This window comes from Pseudomonas sp. B1(2018) (assembly GCF_003097365.1).
Classification (GTDB): domain Bacteria; phylum Pseudomonadota; class Gammaproteobacteria; order Pseudomonadales; family Pseudomonadaceae; genus Aquipseudomonas; species Aquipseudomonas laurylsulfatiphila.
This window is the reverse complement of sequence record NZ_PYUK01000030.1, coordinates 1-25,757: the sequence shown is the minus strand read 5'-3', so window position 1 is coordinate 25,757 and position 25,757 is coordinate 1. Positions and strand designations below refer to the sequence as shown.

At 60.0% G+C, this 25,757-nt stretch carries 19 protein-coding genes; 13 read left to right on the top strand and 6 right to left on the bottom strand.

Going from position 1 to position 25,757, the window contains the following annotated elements; all coding sequences use genetic code 11:
* Positions 1-24: 24 nt before the first annotated feature.
* Positions 25-939 (bottom strand): LysR family transcriptional regulator, encoded by a 915-nt coding sequence (locus C9422_RS30305; RefSeq protein WP_053160139.1) that lies wholly within the window; start codon positions 937-939, stop codon positions 25-27.
* Between the two features lie 269 nt (positions 940-1,208).
* On the opposite strand from C9422_RS30305, the gene C9422_RS30300 reads away from it, so the two are divergent.
* From C9422_RS30300 to pgm, 4 genes are all read left to right on the top strand, one after another.
* Positions 1,209-2,231: a zinc-dependent alcohol dehydrogenase family protein gene (locus C9422_RS30300; RefSeq protein ID WP_007970597.1), complete on the top strand. Its 1,023-nt coding sequence runs from the start codon at positions 1,209-1,211 to the stop codon at positions 2,229-2,231.
* A gap of 938 nt (positions 2,232-3,169) precedes the next feature.
* Entirely contained in the window at positions 3,170-4,660 is a 1,491-nt protein-coding gene (locus C9422_RS30290; protein WP_116583183.1) for a hypothetical protein, read from the top strand.
* A gap of 40 nt (positions 4,661-4,700) precedes the next feature.
* Complete coding sequence (locus tag C9422_RS30285) at positions 4,701-6,101, top strand: PLP-dependent aminotransferase family protein (RefSeq protein WP_116583182.1); 1,401 nt, start codon at positions 4,701-4,703, stop codon at positions 6,099-6,101.
* Positions 6,102-6,212: 111 nt separating this feature from the next.
* On the top strand, positions 6,213-7,859 hold the full coding sequence (gene pgm / locus C9422_RS30280) for a phosphoglucomutase (alpha-D-glucose-1,6-bisphosphate-dependent) (RefSeq protein ID WP_116583181.1): 1,647 nt from the start codon (positions 6,213-6,215) through the stop codon (positions 7,857-7,859).
* 197 nt (positions 7,860-8,056) lie between these two features.
* Here pgm and C9422_RS30275 read toward each other — a convergent pair whose 3' ends face one another.
* A complete protein-coding gene (locus tag C9422_RS30275; RefSeq protein WP_007970604.1) occupies positions 8,057-8,752 on the bottom strand; it encodes a pirin family protein in 696 nt (231 codons plus the stop codon).
* 279 nt (positions 8,753-9,031) lie between these two features.
* Here C9422_RS30275 and C9422_RS30270 point away from each other — a divergent pair, with 279 nt between their 5' ends.
* Complete coding sequence (locus C9422_RS30270) at positions 9,032-11,506, top strand: UvrD-helicase domain-containing protein (RefSeq protein WP_116583180.1); 2,475 nt, start codon at positions 9,032-9,034, stop codon at positions 11,504-11,506.
* Between the two features lie 85 nt (positions 11,507-11,591).
* On the opposite strand, the gene C9422_RS30265 is transcribed toward C9422_RS30270, so the two are convergent.
* Positions 11,592-11,864: a DUF1652 domain-containing protein gene (locus C9422_RS30265; protein WP_007970606.1), complete on the bottom strand. Its 273-nt coding sequence runs from the start codon at positions 11,862-11,864 to the stop codon at positions 11,592-11,594.
* A 264-nt stretch (positions 11,865-12,128) separates the two neighbouring features.
* Between C9422_RS30265 and C9422_RS30260 the strand changes: the two genes are divergently transcribed.
* From C9422_RS30260 to C9422_RS30245, 4 genes are read left to right on the top strand one after another with little or no spacing between them, the layout of a single operon-like run.
* Positions 12,129-12,944, top strand: coding sequence for an AraC family transcriptional regulator (locus C9422_RS30260; RefSeq protein ID WP_116583179.1), 816 nt, complete (start codon positions 12,129-12,131; stop codon positions 12,942-12,944).
* A gap of 52 nt (positions 12,945-12,996) precedes the next feature.
* Positions 12,997-14,403 carry an FAD-binding oxidoreductase gene (locus C9422_RS30255; protein WP_116583178.1) on the top strand — a complete coding sequence of 469 codons (1,407 nt, stop codon included), beginning with the start codon at positions 12,997-12,999 and terminating at the stop codon, positions 14,401-14,403.
* Between the two features lie 43 nt (positions 14,404-14,446).
* Complete coding sequence (locus tag C9422_RS30250) at positions 14,447-14,788, top strand: cupin domain-containing protein (RefSeq protein ID WP_007970609.1); 342 nt, start codon at positions 14,447-14,449, stop codon at positions 14,786-14,788.
* A 44-nt stretch (positions 14,789-14,832) separates the two neighbouring features.
* Complete coding sequence (locus tag C9422_RS30245) at positions 14,833-15,918, top strand: polyamine ABC transporter substrate-binding protein (protein WP_116583177.1); 1,086 nt, start codon at positions 14,833-14,835, stop codon at positions 15,916-15,918.
* 46 nt (positions 15,919-15,964) lie between these two features.
* On the opposite strand, the gene C9422_RS30240 is transcribed toward C9422_RS30245, so the two are convergent.
* Positions 15,965-16,642 (bottom strand): MliC family protein, encoded by a 678-nt coding sequence (locus C9422_RS30240; RefSeq protein ID WP_116583176.1) that lies wholly within the window; start codon positions 16,640-16,642, stop codon positions 15,965-15,967.
* A 137-nt stretch (positions 16,643-16,779) separates the two neighbouring features.
* Positions 16,780-17,004: a YgdI/YgdR family lipoprotein gene (locus C9422_RS30235; protein WP_116583197.1), complete on the bottom strand. Its 225-nt coding sequence runs from the start codon at positions 17,002-17,004 to the stop codon at positions 16,780-16,782.
* A 259-nt stretch (positions 17,005-17,263) separates the two neighbouring features.
* On the opposite strand from C9422_RS30235, the gene C9422_RS30230 reads away from it, so the two are divergent.
* The 4 genes from C9422_RS30230 to C9422_RS30215 all read left to right on the top strand — a co-directional run bounded on the left by C9422_RS30230 (position 17,264) and on the right by C9422_RS30215 (position 24,192).
* The gene (locus C9422_RS30230) at positions 17,264-18,868 is read left to right on the top strand and encodes a VRR-NUC domain-containing protein (protein ID WP_256590047.1); all 1,605 of its coding nucleotides are present in this window, start codon (positions 17,264-17,266) and stop codon (positions 18,866-18,868) included.
* Positions 18,865-21,144 carry an ATP-dependent DNA helicase gene (locus tag C9422_RS30225; protein ID WP_116583174.1) on the top strand — a complete coding sequence of 760 codons (2,280 nt, stop codon included), beginning with the start codon at positions 18,865-18,867 and terminating at the stop codon, positions 21,142-21,144. Before C9422_RS30230 ends, C9422_RS30225 begins: the two co-directional genes overlap by 4 nt.
* 125 nt (positions 21,145-21,269) lie before the next feature.
* A complete protein-coding gene (locus C9422_RS30220; RefSeq protein ID WP_116583173.1) occupies positions 21,270-22,172 on the top strand; it encodes a zeta toxin family protein in 903 nt (300 codons plus the stop codon).
* A gap of 100 nt (positions 22,173-22,272) precedes the next feature.
* A complete protein-coding gene (locus C9422_RS30215) occupies positions 22,273-24,192 on the top strand; it encodes a PAS domain-containing sensor histidine kinase (RefSeq protein ID WP_116583172.1) in 1,920 nt (639 codons plus the stop codon).
* Here C9422_RS30215 and C9422_RS30210 read toward each other — a convergent pair.
* The gene (locus C9422_RS30210) at positions 24,170-25,531 is read right to left on the bottom strand and encodes a sodium:proton antiporter (protein WP_116583171.1); all 1,362 of its coding nucleotides are present in this window, start codon (positions 25,529-25,531) and stop codon (positions 24,170-24,172) included. The two genes, C9422_RS30215 and C9422_RS30210, sit on opposite strands and share 23 nt — an antisense overlap.
* Between the last annotated feature and the right edge of the window lie 226 nt (positions 25,532-25,757).

The window sequence follows — 25,757 nt, the reverse complement described above, 5'->3', positions numbered from 1 at the left end:
GAGGCTCATGGACGCTTAGGTGCTTTAAAGACTATCCGGATCCCCGAAGAACATCTGAATCCGCGACCGTAACCAGCGCTCCCCCGGATCATTGTCCTGCGACCCGCGCCACGCCATGTGCAGTTCAAAGCTGCGCACCGGCAACGGCGGATCTTCCGCGCGCACACCTCCCGCGGCCGTCAGCGCATCGGCCGTGTAGTCCGGCACGGTTGCGACGATGTCGGTACCGGCCAGCAAGGTGCTCAAGCCATTGAACTGCGGCACCGCGAGCACCACATGACGTTTGCGCCCGAGCTTTTCCAGTTCTTCATCTATGAAGCCGCTGAGGTCGCCGGCGAACGACACCAGTGCATGGGGGCGCGCGCAGTAATCATCCAGGCTCAATGGCCCCGGCACGGTGTCGGCGCGCAACAGCTTGGGCTGGCTGCGGCGCAGTACCTTGCGCTTGGCGTTGGCCGGCAGGTCGGTGGTGTAGCTGACGCCGATGGAGATCTCGCCGGAGGCCAGCAACCCCGGCATCAGGATGTAGTTGACCCGACGCACCACCAGCACGATCCCCGGCGATTCGGCGCGCAGGCGCTTGAGCAGCATGGGCAGCAAGGCGAATTCGACGTCGTCCGAAAGGCCGATGCGGAACACGGCGGTACTTGTGGCAGGATCGAACTCGGCCGCACGGCTGACCGCGGTGGAAATCGAATCCAGTGCCGGCGAGAGCAGGGCGAAGATCTCGATCGCCCGGGCGGACGGCTCCATGCTGCGGCCGGTACGCACAAACAGAGGGTCATCAAACAACCCGCGCAGGCGTGAGAGTGCCGCACTGATGGCCGGCTGGCCGAGGAAGAGTTTTTCCGCAGCACGGGTCACGCTGCGTTCGTGCATCAATGTTTCAAAAACGATCAACAGGTTCAGGTCGACACGACGCAGGTCATTACGATTCATCTGGAGTCCTGGCAGAGTCAGCAAACTTGACGTGGGCGGCCATATGAGAACAATGGCCAGCAGGAATATTACGGGGAAAGGCTGGTACTCTGCACCGGGTAATTCAGATTTCCTGAAAAGGTGGCTTCGGTTTCTTGCGGCATTTCACAATGTCGCCGCCCCTGCGGAATCAATGACAGGCATGTCGACTATTAATACCCACTGATAGTGTTGGGTTGAAAGCCCAGCTAGAGTTCAAGGCATTAGAGGTTCATTTGGCGAGGTTTGCGATGTCCCGCACGATCCGTTTTCACAAGTTTGGTCCAGCCGAGGTGCTCAAATGCGAAGAGCATGCGGCGGCTCTGCCTGCACCGGGCGAAGTGCAGGTGCGCGTCGAGGCCATTGGCATCAGTTGGTACGACACTCTCTGGCGCCAGAACCTGGCGTCATCCCGCGCCCATCTGCCTTCCGGCCTCGGCCAGGAAATGGCCGGTATCGTCACGGCTGTGGGTGAGGGGGTGGATGACCTGGCGATCGGTGACAAGGTCGCCAGTTTCCCGGCCCAAAGCCCGAACGACTATCCGGTCTACGGAGAACTGATTGTCCTGCCGCGCTCGTCGCTGACCCGTTACCCGGACGTGCTGAGCCCGATCGAGGCCAGCGTGCATTACACGCCGCTGTTGGTCGCCTATTTTGCTTATGCCGACCTGGCACGGGTCAAACCCGGGCAATTCGCCCTGGTGACCGACGCCAGCCATTGCGCCGGACCTTCGTTCGTACAACTGGGCAAGGCCTTGGGTGTGCGAGTGATTGCGGCAACCAAGTCAGCAGAAGAGCGTGAGTATCTGTTGTCGCTGGGCGCCGAAAAAGTCATCGTTACCGAGGAAGAAGATCTGCTGATACGGATCAACAAGATCACCGATAACCGCGGTGTGGACGTGGTCTTCGATGGCTTGGGCGGTCCTCAGATGTCCTTGCTGGGCGATGTGCTGGCGCCTCGCGGCAGCCTGGTGCTGTACGGCCTGCAAGGTGGCAACCAGACGCCATTCCCGGCCTGCGCGGCGTTCCAGAAGAACATTCAGTTCTTCGTGCACTGCATCGGCAACTTCACCGGCAAGCCGGAACTGGGCATCATCCAGGACCAGGTCGCACTGCAACGTGCCTTGCGCGACATCAACCAGTTGACCGCTGACCGCGTGCTGCTGCCGCTCAAGACTCGGGTCTTCCCGTTTGCCGAGGTGGTCGAGGCACACCGCTACATGGACGAATGCCCTTGCCGCGAGCGGGTCGCCCTGCAGGTCGAACCGGCGTAGCACTTAGCCCCAAGCGCCGACGCAAAAGCCCCCCCCAAGAGTCCGTGCCCACACGGACTCTTTCGTTTGTGCCCCCCCCAAAAAAAGGTTCTTCACGGAATCCCGGGGAACACAGATAAAAAAATATCTGTAGGAGCTGCCGAAGGCTGCGATCTTTTGATCTTCAGCAATCTCCAGATCGCAAAAGCAAGATCAAAAGATCGCAGCCTTCGGCAGCTCCAGGGGAATGCGTGCACCACCAAACAACGAGGTCGAGCGCAGGTTCTGAGCATTGGGCAACCCGGCATGGATGGCGGCGGGCTCTGCAGAAGCGAGCTTGCTCCGGGCGGCGTTCCGACGAAAAACCTGAGAGCACCGCGGGGTGTCAGGCTCCCCGCAGCATCGTTGACCTCCATCGCGAGCAATCGAGCGTCGACCGGCTGCTCCTACAGAAGAGAGAAGAGCAAAAAAAACCGTCGATCCGCAGACCGGTCCAGCAACTGAACTGGTTTTTGCCCGTAATCTGTAGCTTCTAATCAGCCACTAAGCCCTGATAATTGAATGATTACTTTCATCTCAAGGAATGAGTCATGGCTGGGTGTCAGGCTAAAACTTTTCAATGTGCGCTCTCGGTGCATGCCTTCGATTTAGTTAGTTGTTGTGTAGTTGCCCAAAAGACAGCAACAACTTCTTTCCTTATTTCTTGTGTTAAGTGTCTGTGGGACTGTGTCGGACGTTTCCTAGGACTTCGTCTCCAATCAAAAAAACCCTTGCCAGCTGGGCGCTACAGCCTTGTCTTCGGCGCGCCTCAGAAGGGTTGTTACGATCGTTTCAAATGATTTCCATAAAATTCAATTGCTAGCATTTGGCAATAAAGTCGATGACTCCATTCGTGCAGACAGTCCAGCGGAATGTGCTGTTTGCGCGAAATTGAACTTACGAGTACCAGGTAAATAAAGATGACCAGCATCCATGACCAAGCGATGAACTATGTCTATCAACAAGTGCTGCAGCGATTGCTGGGTTTCTTCTCCCGTGCCGAACGCACTGCAATGCAGTTGTTGATTCAGCGTCTGGCAGTGGCGGCAGGGGGCATGGAGCGTATGGGTGATTTCAAGGTGTTGGTGGTCCAGTCCGGGGCCCGCGACAACTGCTACAGCCTGGCGCTGTTACGCGCGGCGCAATTGACCATTGCCACTCGGTCCCCGACGACATTCCAGTTGCGCATCGCCTCGTTGCGGTTGAACGGGACAAGCCGGGCGGCCGAGCAAAACATGCACCGGACCAACAGCGCACTGTTTGTCTATGACGATCCGCGGGTCGAGGTGCTGATGGTCGACGACCGGGAAATCCTGCCGTTCGATCACCTGACGCCGATCTCCGACGCCGGCCGCGAGTCCAGCCGCCTGAACCTGCTGCTGATCGGCCATCGCCGGGAGTGGCGCGGCGGTTTCGACCTGTGGGATGACGGGTATCTGGCCACGGGAGAGTTCTATGGGCAAATCGCCCGCTGGGACGGTGGTGTCGACGCTTTGCTCGTCAGTGACACGCCGCGTCAGCAGAAACGGTTCATCGACGGCCTGAAGCGTGCCGCCACCAAGGCAGGGCTAAAGCCCTCGCACGTGGGCGAGGCTGGCCATGAGGGGTTGTTTGTATTGCTCGATGAACTGGGCAGCGACTGTTATCAGGCGTTCTATACCGATGGCGGCCAGGCCCGATGGCGTCCTGAAGAGCGCTTTGAGACCTGTCGCCGTGCCACCTGCATCGACATTCACGACCTGCTGGTCAGTAACCTGGAGGAGCGCTGGTCATTGCTGACTGAATTTCTCGGCTTCCAGCCTGACGAACTGTCCGCGCAGATCAGCGACAACGAATTCGTCAGCGCGTCAATCTCGGCGCACGTGCGTGGCTTGCAGGCGAGCTTCGTGCAGGGGCGCGATTACCAATCAGGCGTTGCGCAATACCTGCAACGCGCCCTGGTGATGATGCGCCGCAAGCGCGTGCCCGAGCGTTTGTGCGAGCAAGCCATCGAGTTGTTCGGCAACCCGGCGACACTGGGCGACCAGCGTGCCCGCGCGGCGGCCGAGGCGCAAAAGACCCTGGGTCTGAGCGAGGCACAGCTGGTATGTCTGCTTTTTTCGCCGTTTATCGAAGAAGGTGCGGGGCTTGAGCGATTTTTGCGTCAGTGCCATCCGGGCATGCTGGTGGCCATGCCCGAGTTGCACCGGGCCATGCAGGGGCAGCCGGTCGCCGAACAGATCATGCAATGGATGATTGATGTCAGCGGGCTGCCCGTCAGCCTGATTGGCCGGCTGTATCGCATGGAGCGGGCGCCAGGCAGCGGTGATGGGGCGCCCGAAGCACAGATCCAGTGCGCCGCGTTGCAAGAGGCAGCGGGCGATCCTGACACCGGCGACACCTTGGTGGATGAATGGTCGGCGGGTCACTGAGGGTGGGCGGACTATCAGCCCGTGCGGTCGGCCTTCAGCCATGAAAGGTCCACGAGAAACGGATTTCGCCTATCAGGCCGTTTATCGGTATCTGGGCAGCCTGATCAATGAGTCCGAAGGGGATTCACGCATCCGCCTACCGTCGCTGCGGCAGCTGGCGGAACGCCTAAACGTGTCGATCTCGACCATTCAGTACGCTTATTCGCTGCTGGAGAAGGAAGGGCGTGTGTTTTCGGTGGCCAAGTCGGGTTATTACGCGTTGCCGGTGTCCTCTTTCAACCCGCAGGACAGCGGCAGCGATCTGCTCGAAGCCGTCTATGTCAATGCCAGGCGTCCGGGGATGCTGGTCCTGAGCGCCGATGAACCGGCGTTGCTGCAACCGCTCGACAGTCCCTTGTTGCTGCTGGAGCGGGAGTTGCTGCGCCAGTATCCCCGGCAGCCGCAGTCGCCCTCGCAACCCTGCGGCGAGCTCGAGCTGCGCACTGCCCTGGCCGCACGCTACACCACGTCTCCCATGCGTTACTGGCACGCCGATGATGTCTACATCGGTGCCGACCTGAGCGGCGTCCTGGAAATCCTCATCGCCGTGCTGGGCTTGAAGGACGCCACGGTAGTGGTTGAGTCGCCGTGCGACTGGACGATCCTGCGATTGTTGCAAGGCGCCTGCGTGCGGGTGATCGAGTGGCCTGTGCAAGCCGATGGTTGCCTCGATCCGCAACGGCTGAAAACCTTGCTGGAGACCGAGCCGGTGCGCCTGGTGCTGCTGTCATCGGCCCTGAACATGCCCCGTGGCAGTCTGGCGCCTGAGGAAAACAGGCAGGCCATTGCCCGGCTGTTGGCCGCGCATGACAGTTGGGTGCTGGAAAACGACTGTTATGGCGAACTCGGATTCGACCCGGGCGGCCTGCGCTTTCGCGACTTGCTGGACCCTGAACGGCTGATGGTGTTTTCCACGTTCGAGAAAATCGTTGGACCGGAAGCGCCCTACGGCTACCTGCTTTCAAGGCACTTGAGCACCGAGCTGCAACGGCACTTCCTGTTGCGTTCGTTTCGACTGTCGCCGATTCGCCAGAAAGCCATCGCCCGTTTGTACAGCAGCGGCCGCATCGATCAACACCTGCTGGTGCTGCGCCGGCTACTCAAGGAGCGCAAGAGCCAAATGACCCAGTTATTGCAGGAGCGACTGGGTGATGCCTTGCATTTCGTCGAGCCGCAAGGCGGTGCAACGATCTGGGTGCGTTCGTTGCGTCGGGTCAATGTCCGTCGTGTGTTCCAGCGCCTGCTGGCACAACAGCTGGTCATCGCGCCGGGGGAACTGTTCAGCCTCCAGGGTCTGCACGGGCAGCATTTGCGCCTGAGTCATACTTTCGGCGGCGATCACAACCTGGCGGCCGCGCTGGGACTGCTGGGAGATGCGCTGCGCCTGGAATCGATCGAGTGAGTGACAAAAAATAACAACCTCCATTGTGTGGGATCGATCCCATCGCGTTGCGGTCAAACTGCCAGTAAACTGCTGCTCACTTCCTGAACCACTCTATTCCAGAGGTTTTGCATGACACTCAGTCCTTTTGCGGGTAAACCGGCGCCGGCAGAATTGTTGGTCGACATCCCGCGACTGGTAACGGCCTATTACACCGGCCAGCCTGATGCCGCCATTTCGACCCAGCGCGTTGCCTTCGGCACGTCGGGGCACCGCGGCAGCTCGTTCGACCTGAGTTTCAACGAATGGCACGTGCTGGCGATCAGCCAGGCCATTTGCCTGTATCGCGAAGCTCAGGGCATCGACGGCCCGCTGTTCGTCGGTATCGATACCCACGCGCTGTCCACGCCGGCCGGTGCCAGCGCCCTTGAAGTGCTGGCGGCCAACGGCGTGACCGTGATGATTGCCACTGGCGACGAGTACACCCCGACGCCGGCCATTTCCCATGCGATTCTCTGCTACAACCGTGGCCGCACCAGCGGCCTGGCGGACGGCATCGTCATCACGCCGTCGCACAACCCGCCTCAAAGCGGTGGCTACAAGTACAACCCCACCAACGGTGGTCCGGCCGATACCCACATCACCAAGTGGATCGAAGCCAAGGCCAACGAATTGCTGGCCAACAAGCTCGCAGGCGTCAAGCGCATCAGCTACGAGCAGGCCCTCAAGGCCGGCACCACCCATCGTCACGATTACCTCAACACCTATGTCGCCGACCTGATCAACGTGATCGACTTCGACGCCATCCGCGATGCCAAGCTGCGCCTGGGCGTCGATCCGCTGGGTGGAGCAGGGGTGCGCTACTGGTCGGCGATTGCCGAGCATTACCGTCTGGACCTGGATGTGGTGAACAAACAGGTCGACCCGACCTTCCGCTTCATGACCGTCGACTGGGACGGCCAGATCCGCATGGACCCATCGTCCAGCCATGCCATGCAAGGCCTGATCGGCCTGAAAGAGCGCTTCGACGTGGCGTTTGCCTGCGACCCTGACCATGACCGCCATGGCATCGTCACGCCGTCCGGTGGTTTGCTGGCACCGAACAACTACCTTGCCGTTGCCATCGACTACCTGTTCCAGAATCGTCCGCAATGGCGCGCCGATGCTGCCGTGGGCAAAACCGTGGTCAGCAGCGGCTTGATCGATCGCGTGGCCAAACGCCTGGGCCGTCGCCTGTACGAAGTGCCGGTCGGCTTCAAGTGGTTTGCCGATGGACTGTTCGACGGATCCCTGGGTTTCGGCGGCGAAGAAAGCGCCGGTGCTTCGTTCCTGCGCAAGGACGGCGGCGTCTGGAGCACCGACAAGGACGGTTTGATTCCGGCCCTGCTGGCTGCCGAGATGACGGCCCGGACCGGTCGCGATCCGAGCCAGGCGTACCGTGCCTTGACCGATGAACTGGGTGAGCCGTTCTCGGTACGGGTCGACGCCAAGGCCAACCCGGAGCAAAAAGCCCTGTTGAGCAAGCTGTCGCCGCAACAGGTCACCTCGACCCAGCTGGCAGGCGAGCCGATCCAGAGCATCCTCAGCCACGCACCGGGCAACGACCAGGCCATTGGCGGTCTCAAGGTCATGACCGAAAACGGCTGGTTCGCGGCGCGTCCGTCGGGCACGGAAGACATCTACAAAATCTACGCCGAAAGCTTTGTCAGCGACGACCACCTCAAGCAACTGGTGGCCGAGGCGCAAACGCTGGTGGATGGTGCCATTACCTCGAAGTAAGCGCTGTAACTCCCACTGGAGTTGTATGTAACCCTGTGGGAGCGAGCTTGCTCGCGATAGCGGTCTGTCAGTCAATATCAATGCTGGATGCCAGGCCGCCATCGCGAGCAAGCTCGCTCCCACAAAGGGTTTGCCGCAGCAACTAAAAAGGGGCGACCAACACGGTCGCCCCTTTTTTTGCGATTGCCCTCAGCAGGTCACGCCAGATCCACCAACACGATCTCACTGTCCTCGATGGCCGTCACACGCAGCACCTGCTCATCGGCCACCGCGACACCGTCTCGAGCTTCTGCACGCAAGCCATTGACTTCAATGACCCCGGTCGCCGGAACCAGGTAGGCACGACGACCGCTGTCCAACAGATATTCAGCCGTTTCGCCAGCTTTCAGATTGGCGGCCACCAGCCGGGCATCGGCGCGGATGCGCAGGCTCTGCTCGTCGCCTTCCTTGCCGCTGGCCAGGGTGACAAAACCTTCACGGTCGCCTTTCGGGAACGGTTTGGCGCCCCAGGACGGTGCCAGGCCGGTCTCATTCGGGATGATCCAGATCTGGAAAATCCGGGTCGGCGTCGCTTCCAGGTTGTACTCGCTGTGGGCGATCCCGGTACCGGCGCTCATGACCTGGACGTCACCCGCTTCGGTCCGGCCCTTGTTGCCCAGGTTGTCCTGGTGGGTAATGGCGCCTTCACGGACATAGGTGATGATTTCCATGTCCCGGTGCGGGTGCTGCGGGAAACCGGTGCCGGGAGCGATCACGTCATCATTCCAGACCCGCAGGTTGCCCCAGTTCATGCGCTGTGGATCGTAGTATTCGGCGAACGAAAAATGGTGATGCGCATCCAACCAGCCGTGGTGAGCACCGCCAAGGGTTTTGAAAGGTCTGAGTTCAAGCATGATCGTCTCCAGAAAAGGTTCGTCATGGGGCGGGGCGCCTGAGCCACGAAGCGAGACCGGTGGTTGATGACGGCCATCATCCATCAGGCAACAATCGATAAAAAGCGTAAAAAATGCGGCATTCCCATCGAATCAATTGATATGAAACAGGTTCGAATCTTTCTCATCCAACCTTCACTTCATCGCATAAGCCAATGAGTCATAAGCAATTCACTAGAACTCAATGGCAAATGCAGACACCATAGCGCTCAACAGCCTCACACCCTGGAGTCAGTCCGCGTGCCGCAACACACCCCCGATCTTCCGCCTGAACTTCGCCCCCTGGCCGAGATGCCGCTGATCAAGCGCCTGCTCGCCCGGTTCTTCGGTTACAGCCTGACCCGCCTGCACGCCCAACATCGTGCGTCGTGGTTGCATGGCCAGGCCGACGGTTTTCGCAGCGGTCACAGCGCCGGGGTCGATTACGGCTACAGGGAAGGCAAGCTCGAGGGGCTGGAGGAGGGTCGGCAGGTCCTGCTGATCCGCGACTCGCGCTCAACTGAACACCGGCCACCGAATGTCGATGACCTGCTGTTCGACGATTGGCGCCTGCCGTTGAGTGCCGAATTGAAGAAGCGCATGAAGGCGGATGTCGCCCGGTTGCTGCCGGCCCATGCCCAGCCCAGCGCCGCACAGTGGAAAATGATTTTCAGCGATACGCCGTCCACCTCGGTGATCGCCGGTGCCGGCGCAGGCAAGTCGACCACGCTGGTATTGCGCATCTTGCTGTTGAGCCATTACCTGGGTTTCGAGCTGAGTTCGATGACGGTGGTGACCTTCACCCGTGAGTCGCGCAAGGACTTCATCAACAAGCTGATCGAACTGTTTGCGCTCTGGGGCCGCGCGATCAGTTTCAAGGAGGCGCGGGACCTGGTGCGCACCTTTCACTCGCGGATCCTGCCGATGGTGCGCAGTCTTCCGGGTTTCGAGCGTTTGCAGGCCTTCGAGAACCTCAGCCTGCGGGCTGCACAGGGTGACGAGGAGGTCGACAGCAATCCGTTCGACCTGCGTATCAACGACGCTCAGCGCCAACAGCTCAACGCCTGCTATCACCGTCTGCACAGTAGCGACGAGCGCTTTCGCGAACTGATCAAGCCATTGTCCCGGCATGCCTTGCAACTCAAGGAGCTGGAGCGGGATCACCCCGATGTGCAGAAACGCATGGGCGTCACCGAACTGGCGGCCAAGCGTGACGAAGAGTTGTGCGACGCCATTGAAGACCTGTGGTTTCGCGCCGGTGCCTGGCCCATCAAGGGCATCGAACCGAATCGCCAGTCGTTCGATATCAACGGCTCGACATTCCACTGTCACGGCTACATCCCGACGCTGGACGCCTGGGTGGTGCTGGGGTTCGATCCTCGGGAGAACCCGCAGGTCACGCGGCCCAATGCCAAGCTGACGGTGCGAGCAGAATGGGCAGTAAAGCGCACCTTGTTTCAAGCTTTCTGTCGTAAGCCATTGATTTGGTTGGATAGTTACGAGTCATCAAAACGTGTGCTGGCCTCTCTGGCGGGCGATGCCAGCGCCGGGCCGGGCTTCGATTACAAGGTCAAGGGCGAACTCGCTTCCGCACCCTTGCTCGATTGCTTTGTCGCCGCCGCCGGGTTCATCGAAAACCTCGGGCTGGATGTGCCGAGTGCCGTGGGACAGATGAGTTTCGCCAAGGACGATCCCGACCGGTACTTCTTCGAGGCCCTGAGCCTTTACTGGCGGGCGCTGGAAGATCATTTGCTCGACCAGAAACCACCGATCATGACCTACAACCGGATGTTCGCCCTGTTCAGCGAGCATTCGCCGGAGAACCTCAAGCTGTTGAGTGATGACCTGCTGCGGCCGTTGTCACACCTGATGATCGACGAATTCCAGGACGTTTCGCCGCAAATCGTCTCCTGGATCAGGGCCAGCCTGGCGGAGATCCGCAGTCGCGGGCCGGCCATGCACGTCGGGCGGGGTGCCCAGCGTTCCTCGTTGCTCTGTGTGGGCGATGACTGGCAATCCATCTATGGCTGGCGCGGCAGTTCGCCGAGCTACTTCATGGAGTTCAACAAGGAGTTCCCGTCGCCGAGCACCACCAAGGTCATGCTCAGCGACAACTACCGCAGCCACCAGCACATCATCGATGCCGCCGAGCACATCGTGCGCGCAGCACCGGCGATTGCCGGGAAGAAAGCCAAGGCCAGCGGTGAACCCAAGGCATTGCTGCCGGTGAACGTCCTCGATCGTGATGACCAGGGCATGGCGCAGCGCCTGATGGAGCATTATCGAAAGGGTGATTCAATCTTGATGCTTTATCGAAAAAGTAGCGATAAGTCATTGATAGAAAAGCATATTCAGTCAGTACTTAATGTTGATTCGAGCTTGCCCCATGCCGCTCGCAGGCTCAAGCAACTGACGTATCACAGCGCCAAGGGCCTCCAGGCCGATGCGGTGTTTTTGCTGGGCGACTGCCAACACCTGACCAGTTCGCCCTACAAGAATCAGGTTTACCGGATGGCGGGCCTGGGCAAGGCCGGTGACAGCGAGCCCTACGACAATGCCCAGAAGGACGAGATCCTGCGCCTGGCCTACGTGGGTATTACCCGCGCCGTCAGCCATTGCTACTGGTACGTCGACGCACAAGACACCCAGGCCGCGAACATGCCCAAGGCGTCCGACCGGATCGGCAAGGGCAAGGCGTTCTTTGCCGACCATCGACAGGGCAAAGCGTCAGCCTGAAACACAAAAATCGCAGCCCTCGACAACTCCCGTAGGAGCTGCCGAAGGCTGCGATCTTTTGATCTTTTTTGTTCGCGTTCCGCCCTCAGGCATAACTCCTGAGAGCCTGCGGTGGAACGAAAGCTTCAAGTTCATCCTCCACCGCTTCGATTATTCGTTCTACATCCGCGGCATTCATGACGGTGGCGCAAGGAATGCCGGCAATGGCGATCATGGTCTCGCCAGTGGCACGATCGAAAAGACGGGCAATCATGCTGCCCGGCGCGTCCATGCTCGCCTCGAAACCCATGGGATGAAAATGCCAGCGCATCAGCTGGCAGGCGTTTGGAAACGTGACCTTACTGAACCCTCTATTCATGTGTTGCCCGCCTTCAGTATCGAGCGCTTCCTTTAGCTCATGGTAGGAGGGAAGAACCTTCAATGGCTCAACCAGTGACAGTCTTTAAAAGTAGCATCCGAATGTGAAAAGAATGTGGTTTTTTCAGCTCGTTTGGCGATTGCCACCCTTTTTTTGATTCAGGTCACGCTTGCTTGATATTGGCGGCCCGAAACCCGCATCCGTTTAGTCGTTGAAGACAAAGCGGAAGTTGGGCAAGCTCGGTTTTTTCCGTCGAGACTTTCAATGCACGCCGAGGATGATGGCCCGCTGCAAACCCAGGCCACGGGCGAGACGGTCATGCGCTATCACTTGCGCTGGAAGCACCGGGACCTGGACGGGGTCATGGCGCTCTATCACCCTGAAGTCCAGTACAACGACTTTTTCCAGAATCGGGTCATGGGCCTGGCCGAACTGCGCGACTACGTGGGCAGCAGCATGCCCCGGGATCCGGATGAAGCGCTGGAGCACTCCGACCGCATTCGACTGGACGGCAACACCGCCTTCATTCAGTACCGCATCACCCTGCGCGGAGGTGAAGGACTGGTGTCGTTCCGCGCCAGCGAGGCGATCACTGTCAAGGACGGGCTGATCTGGCGGGTCAATGAATACGCTTCGCTGGTGCATGAGCAACCCGTCAGCAAAGCCACCTCCGGCCAGCGCCCGGCGGTCAGCCGGCTGGGCCTGTCGCCTCGCCAGTTGAGCTTCATGGCCGATGACCTGCAGCAGTATTTCCAGCGCCAGCAGCCGTATCTTGACCCGGAGCTCGACCTGCAACGGGTGGCGAACGAGTGCGGGTACAGCCGTAACCAGATTTCCTACCTGTTGAACCAGGTGCTGGGCCAGAGCTTCTATCGCTACGTCAACCAGGCGCGCCTGCAACACTTGCTCGCGGCGCTGGATGACGCCACGCCACCGCTGCGTATCGATGAACTGGCGTTCGCCGCCGGATTCAATTCGCTGTCGGCGTTCTACAGCTGTTTCCGCCAGCATACCGGCCAGTCACCCAAGGCCTACGTCAAACAAATTTCTTTGCGTGCACGCGCGCAAGACAGCGCCTGAGCCCACGCACTAGGATCGACGCCATCGAAGTTTTTCAGTGGCGGAGTCTTGCATGCCGGCGTGGCGCACTATCAGTTTGTGGATGGACCAGCTCGACGAGCCGTTGTTGGCGCGTCCGGCGCTGGAGCGGGACCTGGATGTGGACGTGGCGATCATCGGCGCCGGCTACACCGGTCTCTGGACCGCGTACTACCTCAAGCAGCAGAAACCGGAGCTGAACATCGCCATTGTCGAAGCGCAGACCGCCGGTTTCGGCGCGTCGGGGCGCAATGGCGGCTGGTTGATGGGCAACTTGCTGGGTGAAGATCGCCTGCTGGCCGGTTTGCCGGTCGAAGAGCGTCGCGCTTCCTACGATTTGTTGCATGGCATTCCGGATGAAGTGGAGATTGTCCTCGAACGTGAGGGCATCGACTGCGATTTCCGTAAAGGCGGGGTGCTGTATTGCGCTGCGCGTTATCCGGAGCAGGCGACCAGCCTGCGTCACTACCTGGACGATCTCCACCGCCAGGGCCTCGACGATAGCCACTATCGCTGGTTGAGCCCGGAACAACTGGCGCAGCAGATCCGCGTCGCCAAACCCTATGGCGGCATCTATGCGCCGCACGTGGCGACCATCCACCCGGCCAAGCTGGTTCGCGGGCTGGCCCGGATGGTGGAGCGCCTGGGGGTGAGGATCTACGAAAACAGCCCGGTCACCCATTGGCAATCCGGCAGCCTGCGCACGACGAAAGCGTCGGTGCACTGTCACTGGGTCGTTCCGGCAGTGGAAGGCTACTCCGTCACCTTGCCGCCCCTGGGGCGCTATCAGATGCCGGTGCAGAGCCTGATCGTCGCAACCGAGCCGCTGTCGGCGGCCACTTGGGATGAAATCGGCCTGAGCCGTGGCCAGGCGTTCAGCGAGGCCAGTCGACAAGTGACCTACGGCCAGCGCACCGCTGACAACCGTTTGATCTTTGGCGCCCGTGGCGGCTATCAGTTCGCCGGCAAGCTGCGCCACGACTTCGAGCTGACCACCGATGAAAAAGACCTGCGGCGCTACCTGTTCGGCGAGCTGTTCCCGCAGTTGAAGAACGTGCAGATCACTCATTCCTGGGGCGGCAACCTGGGCATGTCCCGGCACTTCAAGCCGCACATGCTCTGCGACCGGGCCAAAGGCATCGCCTTGTCCGGCGGCTACGGCGGGGAGGGCGTTGGCGCCAGCAACCTCGGTGGACGCACGCTCGCCGACCTGATCCTGGGGCGCGACACCGATCTGGTGCGCCAGCCGTGGGTCCTTGCGCAGCGGGGCCTCGACGCGCTCAGGGCCTGGGAGCCGGAACCGATCCGCTGGCTTGGCTACAACGCAATCATCCGCAGCTTTGTCCATGAGGACCAGACCCTGGCCAACCCGGCTACCGCGCCCTGGCGGCGCAAGCTGGCGAGCGGGGTGGCCGGGTTCATGGAAGGTTTCATGCACTAAACGGCGCGCTCTTCATCGACAGGCCATATCGACAGGTAATCCCATGAGCATCACGCAATTCAAGCACACCGCAACCCTGAAACTGGAAGAGTCCAACCCGGTCGCCGTGCCCTTGGGCACGCCCGTGGCCGTAGCCTCGACCACCAGCGTCGAACGCGACGACGGCGTCGAGACCGGCGTCTGGGAATGCACCCCAGGGCGCTGGCGGCGGCAGATCGTCGCCCAGGAGTTCTGTCACTTCATCCAGGGGCGCTGCACCTTCACCCCGGACGGCGGTGAAACGCTGCACATCGAAGCCGGCGATGCACTGATGTTGCCGGCCAACAGCCTCGGTATCTGGGACATCCAGGAAACCGTGCGCAAGACCTACGTCCTGATTTTCTGATCCTTGATTGCCTGCCAACAAAAACAACCTACAGGAATCGACTCATGCTCCGAAAGACACTGACCCTGGCTCCGCTGCTGCTTGTTGCATCGATCAGTCAGGCGGCCGAAACCGTCAAAATCTATAACTGGTCGGATTACATCGCGCCGGACACCACGAAAGACTTCCAGAAAGAAACCGGCATCGGCTTCACCTACGACGTCTACGACAGCAACGAAACCCTCGATGGCAAGCTGATGACCGGCAAATCCGGTTACGACGTGGTGTTTCCGTCCAACCACTTCATGGCGCGGCAGATTGAGGGCGGCGCACTGAAGAAGCTCGACAAGAGCCAGTTGCCGAACTGGAAAAACCTCAACCCGGTATTGCTCAAGGCCTTGCAGACCAACGATCCGGGCAACGAGCACGGCTTCCCGTACCTGTGGGGCAGCACCGGCATCGGCTACAACGTTGCCAAGGTCAAGGCGGTGCTGGGCGACAACGCCCCGGTGGATTCCTGGGACTTGATTTTCAAGCCCGAGAACATGCAGAAGTTGCAGAAGTGCGGCGTGGCCATTCTCGACAACGGCCCCGAACTGCTGCCGGCCGCGTTGAACTACCTCGGCTTGCCGCCTCACAGCAAGAACCCGGACGACTACAAAAAGGCTGAAGCCTTGCTGTTGAAAGTGCGGCCGTATGTGAGCTATTTCCACTCGTCCAAGTACACCAGTGACCTGGCCAACGGTGATATCTGCATCGCGGTCGGTTTCTCCGGCGACATCCTGCAGGCGGAAAACCGCGCCAGGGAAGCCAACAATGGTATCGACATCGGTTATGCGATTCCCAAGGAAGGCGCCGCCATCTGGTTCGACATGGTCGCGATGCCGGTCGACGCTCCTGATGAAAAGGCCGGTTACGCCTTCATGAACTATCTGCTGCGCCCGGACGTCATGGCCAGCGTCAGCAACTACGTGCACTACGCCAATGGCAACGAGCAGGCTGACAGCCTGATCGACCCGGCGATCAAGAACGACACCAAGGTTTACCCAAGCCCGGAAATGATGGGAAAACTCTTTGCCCTGGAAGCCATGCCATTGAACATCGACCGGGTTCGCACGCGCGTGTGGAACAAGATTCGCACCGGCAGCTGAAGACCTTGTCAGGCAATCGGGACAGGATGTCCCGTTGCCATCCTTGTCAGCCAACCGGCTCGGCTGCGCAACTCATCTGGCCTGAGCCGGGTATCTGGAAAAAAACGTCATCGCCGATTTGCCAGAAGCTGTAGCTGCCTTTGTAATCCTTGCCCGTGTACTGGGTTCCGGAATTGTTCGGCACCTGGTTCAGCGTCACCGAGGAGTTGGCCCATTTGAGGAACACCACGCCCGGTTCGACCGTAAAGAAGGTCGCGGCCACCAATGCGTTGAACCCTGCGCAACGATAAGCCAAGGGGCCTTCGGTGAGCCGGCTCGGGTCCTTGGTTCTGGCAATGGCCGAACCCTGACGCAGTTGGAACGCACGCTCGGCATAACTGGCGATGACGCACGTCCTGGCTTGCGGCCCGGCACCACAGCGGTTACGGGACTCCATCCAGAACCGATGATCTATCTCGACTTTATTCGGGCGCGGCACTGAATGTTCGTCGGTGAGCGCCAGGAGATACAGACGATCGAGTTCCAGGTCCATGCGCGCCAACTGAGCGTCGTGACAGACAAGCTTTTCGGTGGATGCCTGGGGCGTAGTGCAATCGAAACTGGTTTTGTACGTCGGCAAGGGCTTTGGTTTTGGTTTTGCCTTTGTAGCGGCGTCACAAAAGCTCGCCGTCACGCACGCGCTGACGGCGAGCACAGAGGCCAGAAGTGGCATGACCATTTTCATTTCGGCGTCACCTGAGTCTTTGCGTGATGCCCGTATTGCAACGCCTGTGTCGAAGCGTTGCACATTCATTCGGTCGCACGGGGTCTATCGAGTGTAAGGCAGTGCTCGAAACCTGCCACATCGTGCCAGGAGAAACGTCAGTCTTCCGCGCGAATCGTTGCCACTTCGTCGGCCCTGACTTTCACCATCGCTCCCGAAATGTCCTCGAACTCGAAGAATCCGTCCTTGGTTTTGGTCTTCGGCATGTCCTTGGTCAGGTACTGAGTGCCGTTCTGCAGGGTCACCACCGTTGGCGTCGAGCAACCGGCCAGCGCCAGCAGTGCCGCGACGGCCAGGGGTAAACCCAAAGTCTTGATGTCCATGATCACCTCCCGTTCGTTTTGAAGCAGTGCCATCCATTCGCGCCTGTCACTGCATGCCTATGGCGGTTGGTGCCGCCAGGGGGCAGAAAGTTCTACTGCCCGGGAAATATTCCGTACAGCGCCTCCATTTATCCTTTTCCGATTGCACCGGGCAGGGCGGAACTGGTATCTGTATGCATAACCAGTGCTCGCTCGCCATGGCCCATTTCCTGTGACCGCAAATCCCCTCGACGATCCGTTCTATTACCTCAACAACTTCATGCAAGTGCTTGATTGGCTTGAGCAGCGCTTGGCCGATGTGCTGAGCGTCGACGAGTTGCGTTTCATTAATGAGTTTAAGCGGTTACCCCGTGAATCGCAGGCACTGCTGGTCAGAATGGTCATGCGCAAGGGCGTTCATTTCAGGGTGAGCAAACTGCATTACCAGGAAATCGGCGATATCCCCGGCGCCGCCGGCCCGCTGTTGACACTCGGTTGGGTCGACGAGCGTATGCCGCTGGCGGTCGAGGAACTGTTCGAACTGCTGCTCAAGGGGGAAATCCTCCAGACCTTCGGCACCGTCATCGATCAACCCAAAGGCCGGAAAACCGATTGGCTGCCAGCGCTGAGCGAGCAATTCCCCCAGGCGCAAAGCTTCAACGACTGGTGCCCGTGGCTCGATGAGCGCCTGCTCAGCCTGACCATCATGGAATTGTGCGATCGCCTGCGCCTGATGTTCTTCGGCAACCTGTACCAGGACTGGTCGGAGTTCGTGCTGGCCGACCTGGGTATCTACACCTACGAAAAAGTCGAATTCAGCGCCGAGTCCCGCGGCTTGCGCAGCCGCGAAGACGTGGATGCCTGTGTCCTCCTGCACGCGTACCAGCAACAGTTCGAAGCCGGTGAAGCGCTGGAAGAGGTGGCCGGGCGCATCAAGGGCCTGACGCTGGACAATCCCTGGTTGCAACGCCGGCGCGGCAAGCTGCTGTTCCAGATGGGCCAGTATTGCGAACGCATCGCCGATTTCGCCATGGCCCTGACCCTGTACCGTGAATGTGCTTATCCGGGGGCGCGGGCGCGGCTCATTCGTGTGCTGGAGCGCAGCGGGAAGTTCGAGTTGGCGCTGGATCTGGCCGAGCAGGCCGAACAGGCACCGGAGAGTGCCGCCGAACACCAGCAGTTGCTCCGCGTGCTGCCCCGCCTGCGGCGCAAGCTCGGCGGGCCGCCCATCAAGCGGGCGGCGCCTCGGGAAATGCAGCGTCTGGACCTGCAACTGCCAAGAGTCGATCCGGCAGTGTCGGTCGAGTTTTACGTTCAGGCGCATCTGGCTGAGGATTCGGCACCGATCCACTACGTCGAAAACAGCCTGATCAACTCGCTGTTCGGCCTGTTGTGCTGGCCGGCGATTTTCGCGCCTTTGCCGGGGGCATTCTTCCACCCGTTCCAGCGCGGGCCGGTGGATCTGCTCAGCGAAGACTTCCAGGCCCGCCGGGCCGAACTGTTCCAGGCCTGCCTGGCCGAACTGGAAGACGGGCGCTATCGGCAGACCATCCGCCAACGTTATGCCGCCAAGTGGGGCGTGCAGTCGCCCTTCGTGTACTGGAGCGTGCTCAGCGAAGAATTGCTGGAGCAAGCCCTCGATTGCCTTCCCGCCGAGCATCTCAGGCACTGGTTCAACCGCCTCTTGCTGGACATCAAGGCCAATCGCGCCGGCATGCCGGACCTGATCCAGTTCTGGCCGCAGCAAAAGACCTACCGCATGATCGAAGTGAAGGGCCCGGGCGATCGCCTGCAGGACAACCAGTTGCGCTGGCTGGAGTTCTGCCATGAACACCAGATGCCCGTCGCCGTGTGCTACGTGCAATGGGCGGAGCAGGACGCTTGAGCTACAGCATTGCGGTGCGGGCGCTGTGCGAGTTCACCGCCAAGACCGGCGACCTCGACCTGCGCTTCACACCGTCGCCCACCGCGCTGGAGGGCATTGTCGGGCACCGCACGGTGGCTTCAAGGCGCAGCGAGGGCTACCAAAGCGAAGTCGCCCTCGAGGGCCAGTATCAGACCTTGACGGTCAAGGGCAGGGCGGATGGCTATGACCCGGGGCAAAACTGCCTGGAAGAGGTCAAGACCTACCGCGGTGACCTGAGCAAGCAACCGGCCAACCACCGTCAGTTGCATTGGGCCCAGGCGAAAATCTACGGCTGGTTGATGTGCCGCCAACGGGATCTGCCGCGGATCAACCTGGCGCTGGTGTATTTCGACATCGTCAGCGAAAAGGAAACCTGCCTGGTCGAGCCCTTCGAGGCCACGCAGCTGCAACAATTCTTCGAGTGGCAATGCGCGCACTTCCTGCAATGGGCGCAACAGGAAGTCGTCCACCGTGACGGGCGCAATCTCGCAGCGCAGCGCCTGGCCTTTCCCCACGCCGACTTTCGCCCGGGGCAGCGCCATCTGGCCGAGTCGGTGTTCAAGGCCGTCAGCACAGGGCGCTGCCTGATGGCGCAGGCGCCCACGGGAATCGGCAAGACCCTGGGCACCCTGTTTCCCATGCTCAAGGCACTGGCACCGCAGCAGCTGGACAAAGTGTTCTTCCTGACAGCGAAAACCCCGGGACGCAAGCTGGCCCTGGACGCCGCGCAAGTGATGCTTGCCAGCGCCGATGCGCCACCGTTGCGGGTGCTGGAAATGATTGCCCGGGACAAGGCCTGCGAACATCCGGACAAAGCCTGTCACGGGGAGTCCTGCCCACTGGCCCGGGGGTTCTACGATCGCCTGCCGGCTGCGCGGCAGGCGGCCAGTCAACTGAGCCTGCTGGACCAGGGCGCCTTGCGCGAGGTTGCCCTGGCACACGAAGTCTGTCCGTATTACCTGAGCCAGGAAATGGCGCGATGGGCCGACGTGGTGGTTGCCGACTACAACTATTACTTCGATTTCAGCGCCTTGCTGTTCGGTCTGGCCCAGGCCAATCACTGGAGGGTCGCGGTGCTGGTCGACGAAGCCCACAACCTGGTGGAGCGCGGTCGGCAGATGTACAGCGCCAGCCTCGATCAGGCGACCTTCAACGCTGTGCGCAAAACCGCACCCGAGGTGCTGAAAAAGCCAATGCAGCGAATCAGCCGCGAGTGGAATGCCCTGCATGACGCGCAAACCGGTGCCTATCAAGCCTATGACAAGGCGCCGGAAAAGCTGCTTCAGGCACTGTCATCGTGCAGCGCCAGCATCGGTGACTACCTGAACGATCACCCACAAGGGCTGGACAGCGCACTGCAAGGCTTCTACTTCGACATGCTGCAGTTTTGTAGGGTGGCCGAACTGTTCGATGAGCAGTTCCTGTTCGACATCAGCAAGCGCGACCTCGAACGCAAGCGCAATCTCTCGCAACTGTGCCTGCGCAACGTGGTACCCGCAGGGTTCATCCGCCCGCGCCTGACTGCCGCGCGCAGCACCGTGCTGTTTTCCGCGACCCTCAGCCCCCGGCACTATTACGCCGATTTACTGGGAACGCCGGCCGATACGGTGTGCATCGACGTCGAGTCGCCGTTTCATGCCGATCAACTGCAGGTGCACATCGTCAACCAGATCTCCACGCGGTTCGTGCATCGCCAGTCCTCGCTCGAACCGATCGTGGAGCTGATCGCCAGCCAGTTCTGCAAGCGTCCCGGTAATTACCTGGCGTTTTTCAGCAGTTTCGATTATTTGCAGCAGGTGGCGCAGCTACTTGCCGAGAAACATCCGCACATCAGCCTGTGGTCGCAGTCCCGAGGCATGGGCGAAGCGCAACGCCAGCAGTTTCTCGACCAATTCCACGCCGACGGCCAGGGGGTCGGCTTTGCGGTACTGGGCGGGGCCTTTGGTGAAGGCATCGATTTGCCCGGTGCCCGGTTGATCGGCGCATTTATCGCCACGTTGGGTCTGGCCCAGCTCAATCCGGTGAACGAGCAACTGAAACGGCGCATGGCCGCCATCTTTGGCGCCGGTTACGACTACACCTATCTGTTTCCCGGTGTGCAGAAAGTGGTGCAGGCCGCCGGGCGGGTCATTCGTACGCAACAGGATCAAGGGGTGGTGATGCTGATCGACGACCGTTTTGGCGAGCACAAGGTCAGGCAATTACTGCCGCGCTGGTGGTCGATTGCGCCAACGAATTCTCGCTCTGCTCCGTAGGAATATTTACCTTTAAAAACAAATACATACCTTGATTAAAACAACGGATTGAACAATCAGCGCCAGCACGCTTTATTGGAAAGGCTGGATATCACAACCCAATTCTTTGATAAGGAAATCAAGGTATGTCAGAAGCTCCGAAATACAACTATTCCTCAGACGACGTGATCAAGGCGTTCGACGAGATCCACCCTGTGCTCTTCGTCGGCAAAACTGCTGAAGCCATCCCAAAGTTGCTGATCACCGCCGGAGTGGAGGGCTCGGGCAAGACTTTCTTGCTGGAAAAGAGCTTGCTGCCATCCGGGAATTACGGGAACTACATTCGACTGTACCTGCCTGAATACCGAAAAAAACACCCGCATTACACCGACATGATCAAGCTCGGGGTTTTGCACGCCTACGAACATACAGAAGCGTTTGCCAGGGAGCTCGGTGAGAAAATCTTCGCCAACGCGCTTTCTCAAAGATACAACATCATCATGGAGTGCGCGTTCGATGACATCGGTTTTGCCGGATTGGCAAAATTTGTTCCCGGTTATCAACTCGAAGTCCATGTCGTGGGCTGCAATCACGCGTTCGCCCATCTGTCCAGCATCAAAAGAGCATTCTCCAGCCTGGAAAAGCAGGAGATGGAACGGTTTGTCAGCTATTCGAGACTCGAGTCGAGCATCAGTAACGCCCCTGCGGTTCTCGTTGCGTTCGAGTTCATCGCAAAGACAGTGAGTGGCTCACAAATCTACTTGTACGAGCGCGGTCTGGGCACGCTGAGCGAACGGGTGCTACGCGCTCACAGCACCTATACCCTGAACCAAAATGGGAATTTGAACGAAGTTTCAACGTTGCAGCCATATGCATACAGCGCCTATGACACTATCCTCAGAAGGTCCGTCTATTCGATGGAGGAGCGTGACGAGATGGTGAGGGAATGTCATCTGCAGCTGCTTAAAACCAGCAAATATGACAAACAGGTTCCCGATTTCGTCTACAACGACCTTTACTCCTATATCACCAAGTACGTGTATCGCTAAGCGGGGATTGCAGGCCATGTAGCAAATTGCTGCAGTCATGGCTTTCCAGATTGGCAGTTTGTCTCATACTCCAGAAAAACAATCATGACGCGAGAACTCAATGAGCGAGGATCAAAACAGGCCGAGTACCGTTGAGGACAAGCGCTTTCGCCTGTTGATCGATGCGGTGATCGACTATGCGATCTACATGATTGACCCAGACGGCATCATTACCAGCTGGAATGCCGGCGCCAGGCGTTTCAAGGGGTATGAAGAGGCCGAGATTCTCGGTGAGCATTTCTCGCGTTTCTACACCGATGAGGATCGCCGGGCCGGCTTGCCCCAGCGGGCACTGGACACGGCGCTGGGTGAAGGGCGTTTCGAGGGCGAGGGCTGGCAGGTGCGCAAGGACGGCAGCCATTTCTGGTCCCATGTGGTCATCGATCCGATCTTCGACCCGTCGGGCACCCTGCTGGGTTTCGCCAAGATCACCCGCGACCTGACCGATCGCCGGGTGGCCGAGGAAATCCTCAAGCAAAGCGAGCAGCAGTTCCGCCTTCTGGTGCAGAGCGTTACCGACTATGCGATCTACATGCTTTCGCCGGACGGACGCGTGAGCAACTGGAACCTTGGCGCCCAGCGCATCAAGGGCTACTTGCCGGAAGAAGTCATTGGCCAGCACTTTTCGATCTTTTATACCCCCGAGGATCGCGAAGCCCGCGAGCCACAAAGGACGCTGGACATCGCCGTGCGTGAAGGGCGCTTTGAAAACAAGGGCTGGCGCATGCGCAAGGACGGTACGCGGTTCCTCGCCCACGTCATCGTCGATCCGATCTGGGGCGACACCGGCACCTTGCTCGGATTTGCCAAGATTACCCGTGATATCACTGACGTCACGCATGCGCAGCAGGTGCTGGAGCAAACCCGGGAGGCCTTGTTCCAGGCGCAGAAAATGCAGGCCATCGGCCAACTCAGTGGCGGCATCGCTCACGATTTCAATAACCTGCTGACGGTGATCCTCGGCAATCTGGAAATCGTGCGCAAACGGGTGACGGACAATCCCAAATTGACCCGCTTGATCGACAACGCTACCCAGGGTGCCTTGCGCGGCGTTTCCCTGACCCAGCGCATGCTGGCGTTTGCCCGACGCCAGGAACTCAAGTCGGAACCTGTGCGAATACCGGCCTTGGTGGAAGGCATTTCCGGGCTGTTGCGCAGTTCCCTGGGGCCTTCGGTGAAAATCGAAACGCGCTTTCCCGAAGATCTCGAGCCGGTGCTGGCGGACCTCAACCAGCTGGAACTGGCCGTACTGAACCTGGCCACCAACGCCCGTGACGCCATGCCCAATGGCGGAACCATCAGCTTCAGCGCCAGAAACCGTGAAGTGACCGACACAGCCACCTCATCCCTGGCCCCGGGGGGCTACGTCTGCCTGAGCATTGCCGATACCGGCGAGGGCATGGATGAAACCACGCTGGTCTCGGCGATGGACCCGTTTTTCACCACCAAGGGCGTGGGTAAAGGCACGGGCCTGGGGTTGTCGATGGTTCACGGTTTTATTGAACAACTGGGCGGACGGTTCATCCTCAAAAGCCAGAAGGACCATGGCACGACCGCCGAACTCTGGTTGCCGGTCGCCACCGGGGATTCGCCCGTCAAACCGGTCGCCGAAGCGCCGGCCGTGACCGGACCCGGCCTGAGCGTATTGGTGGTGGACGATGACAACCTGGTGTTGACCAGCACCTGCCTGCTGCTAGAGGACCTCGGGCATCGGGTCATCAGTGCGTCTTGCGGTGCCAGGGCGCTGGAACTGTTCAACAGTGAACCGCAGATCGATCTGGTCATCACCGACATGGCCATGCCACAAATGAGTGGGGCACAACTGGCCAATGCCATCAGGATCCTGCGACCTGACGTACCGATCATCCTCGCCACCGGTTATGCCGAACGGCTGGAAGGCTTTGCCGCCCATCTGCCGCGTTTGCCGAAACCTTTTACCCAACTCAACCTGGTGGAAGTCATTGCCTTGGCGATGAAGTGACGCGGCGGCTGCGCTGTTCATAGCGGGCCAGCATGGGCTGGGTGCTGATGCCATGGACCAGAATGCTCAGGGCCACCACCGAGAGCGTCAGGTCGGTACACAAGGTGGCCACCGAAGGTGGCAGATCGTGGTTCAGGGCGTAGAACAGGTAGTAGAAACTGCCGATACCGCGAATGCCGAACCAGCCGATCAACCAGCGTTGCGGGCCATTGAGCAGCGAACCCCAGGGCATCAGCCACACCGCCAGCGGACGAATCATCCCGAACAGCACCAGCGCGAGCACCAGAGCCCGCCAGTCCCAGTGCGCAACCAGCACGACCCCGAGCAAGGTGACCAGAAACACTTCCATGGCCCGTTCCACCAGGCTGCCGAACGACAGCATGTCGCCCATCATGATCCCGGCAGCGACTTGCGTGTCTTCCAGGTGGTCCACATTGCCGACCACGGCCGCTTCGGGTTCGACATGCTGATGACCGACCACCGCCTGGACCAGATGTTCGGCCGGTGCATGGGTGTCACCGCTTGTCCTGACCTCGGCCTGGCGCAAGCCCAGGCCAGCGGCAAACACCGAGAGAAACCCATAGCCCTCAATGGCTTCGGCCACGACATAGGCCAGTGCGATCAGGGCGAGGGCCAGGTAGTCATTGGGCGAGAAGGTGCTGTCGGCGTTCTTGATGCGCATGAACAAGGTCAGGCGGCCAATGCCGCGCCCCATCCAGTAACCGGTCAGCAGTCCGGCGGGCACGGCCCAGAGCAGCCGCTTGAGGAACCAATCATCCAGACCGCTGGCAACACTGCCGTTTTGCTGCAAGAACAGCAGCCCCAGAATCACAAAGGGGAATGCGATGCCGTCGTTCAATCCAGCCTCGCCCGAGAGTCCGAACCGCACCGGATCGTCGTCCTTGGCGTCATTGACCTGAACCAGCGAGGCCAGGACCGGGTCGGTCGGCGCCAGTATCGCCCCGATCAGCAGCGACGGCCCCCATGCCAGCGCGAAAGCGAAATGCAGCAGCAGGCAGACGCCGACAATCGTCAGCATCATGACCGGCCCCGCCAGAACAAACGCCACTCGCCATTGGCGATCACGCAGCGCGGGGCGCAGCTTGAGACCACAGACAAACAATGAAAACAGCACCGCAACTTCTGTCAGGTGCTCGATCCAGAATGCCGAGTCTTCGATGTCCAGCCTGAGCAAACCCAAGCCTGCCGGGCCGATGGCGACGCCCAGTACCAGACACACCGCCGACGTAGTGACCGGCATCCAGCGCAGGTAGGACGAAGTCAGTGCCAGCGTCAGCAACACAGCCCCCAACACCGCCACCCAGGTAACGAAGCTCATGGTCCGGATCTCGCAACAACCTTGTAGGAGCGAGCTTGCTCGCGATGGACGTAAACGATAACGCGTTCTGTCTGAATAAACGCGTTGCGCTGGCGTTCATCGCGGGCAAGCCCGCTTGTATGGTAGGACTTGAAGGGAGGAGGAGGGACAAAGCCCGATTCTGACTGTTAGCGCAGTACAGATCCGTGGGAGATTTCGCCCCTCCTCCTTTCACCCAAGCGCCGAT

Coding starts and splice junctions, on each gene's coding strand:
- C9422_RS30290 (WP_116583183.1), top strand. CDS start 3,170: ATGACCAGCATCCATGACCAAGCGATGAACTATGTCTATCAACAAGTG.
- pgm (WP_116583181.1), top strand. CDS start 6,213: ATGACACTCAGTCCTTTTGCGGGTAAACCGGCGCCGGCAGAATTGTTG.
- C9422_RS30245 (WP_116583177.1), top strand. CDS start 14,833: ATGCTCCGAAAGACACTGACCCTGGCTCCGCTGCTGCTTGTTGCATCG.
- C9422_RS30285 (WP_116583182.1), top strand. CDS start 4,701: ATGAAAGGTCCACGAGAAACGGATTTCGCCTATCAGGCCGTTTATCGG.
- C9422_RS30265 (WP_007970606.1), bottom strand. CDS start 11,864: ATGAATAGAGGGTTCAGTAAGGTCACGTTTCCAAACGCCTGCCAGCTG.
- C9422_RS30235 (WP_116583197.1), bottom strand. CDS start 17,004: ATGGACATCAAGACTTTGGGTTTACCCCTGGCCGTCGCGGCACTGCTG.
- C9422_RS30275 (WP_007970604.1), bottom strand. CDS start 8,752: ATGCTTGAACTCAGACCTTTCAAAACCCTTGGCGGTGCTCACCACGGC.
- C9422_RS30220 (WP_116583173.1), top strand. CDS start 21,270: ATGTCAGAAGCTCCGAAATACAACTATTCCTCAGACGACGTGATCAAG.
- C9422_RS30230 (WP_256590047.1), top strand. CDS start 17,264: ATGCAAGTGCTTGATTGGCTTGAGCAGCGCTTGGCCGATGTGCTGAGC.
- C9422_RS30210 (WP_116583171.1), bottom strand. CDS start 25,531: ATGAGCTTCGTTACCTGGGTGGCGGTGTTGGGGGCTGTGTTGCTGACG.
- C9422_RS30215 (WP_116583172.1), top strand. CDS start 22,273: ATGAGCGAGGATCAAAACAGGCCGAGTACCGTTGAGGACAAGCGCTTT.
- C9422_RS30305 (WP_053160139.1), bottom strand. CDS start 939: ATGAATCGTAATGACCTGCGTCGTGTCGACCTGAACCTGTTGATCGTT.
- C9422_RS30255 (WP_116583178.1), top strand. CDS start 12,997: ATGCCGGCGTGGCGCACTATCAGTTTGTGGATGGACCAGCTCGACGAG.
- C9422_RS30250 (WP_007970609.1), top strand. CDS start 14,447: ATGAGCATCACGCAATTCAAGCACACCGCAACCCTGAAACTGGAAGAG.
- C9422_RS30260 (WP_116583179.1), top strand. CDS start 12,129: ATGCACGCCGAGGATGATGGCCCGCTGCAAACCCAGGCCACGGGCGAG.
- C9422_RS30240 (WP_116583176.1), bottom strand. CDS start 16,642: ATGAAAATGGTCATGCCACTTCTGGCCTCTGTGCTCGCCGTCAGCGCG.
- C9422_RS30300 (WP_007970597.1), top strand. CDS start 1,209: ATGTCCCGCACGATCCGTTTTCACAAGTTTGGTCCAGCCGAGGTGCTC.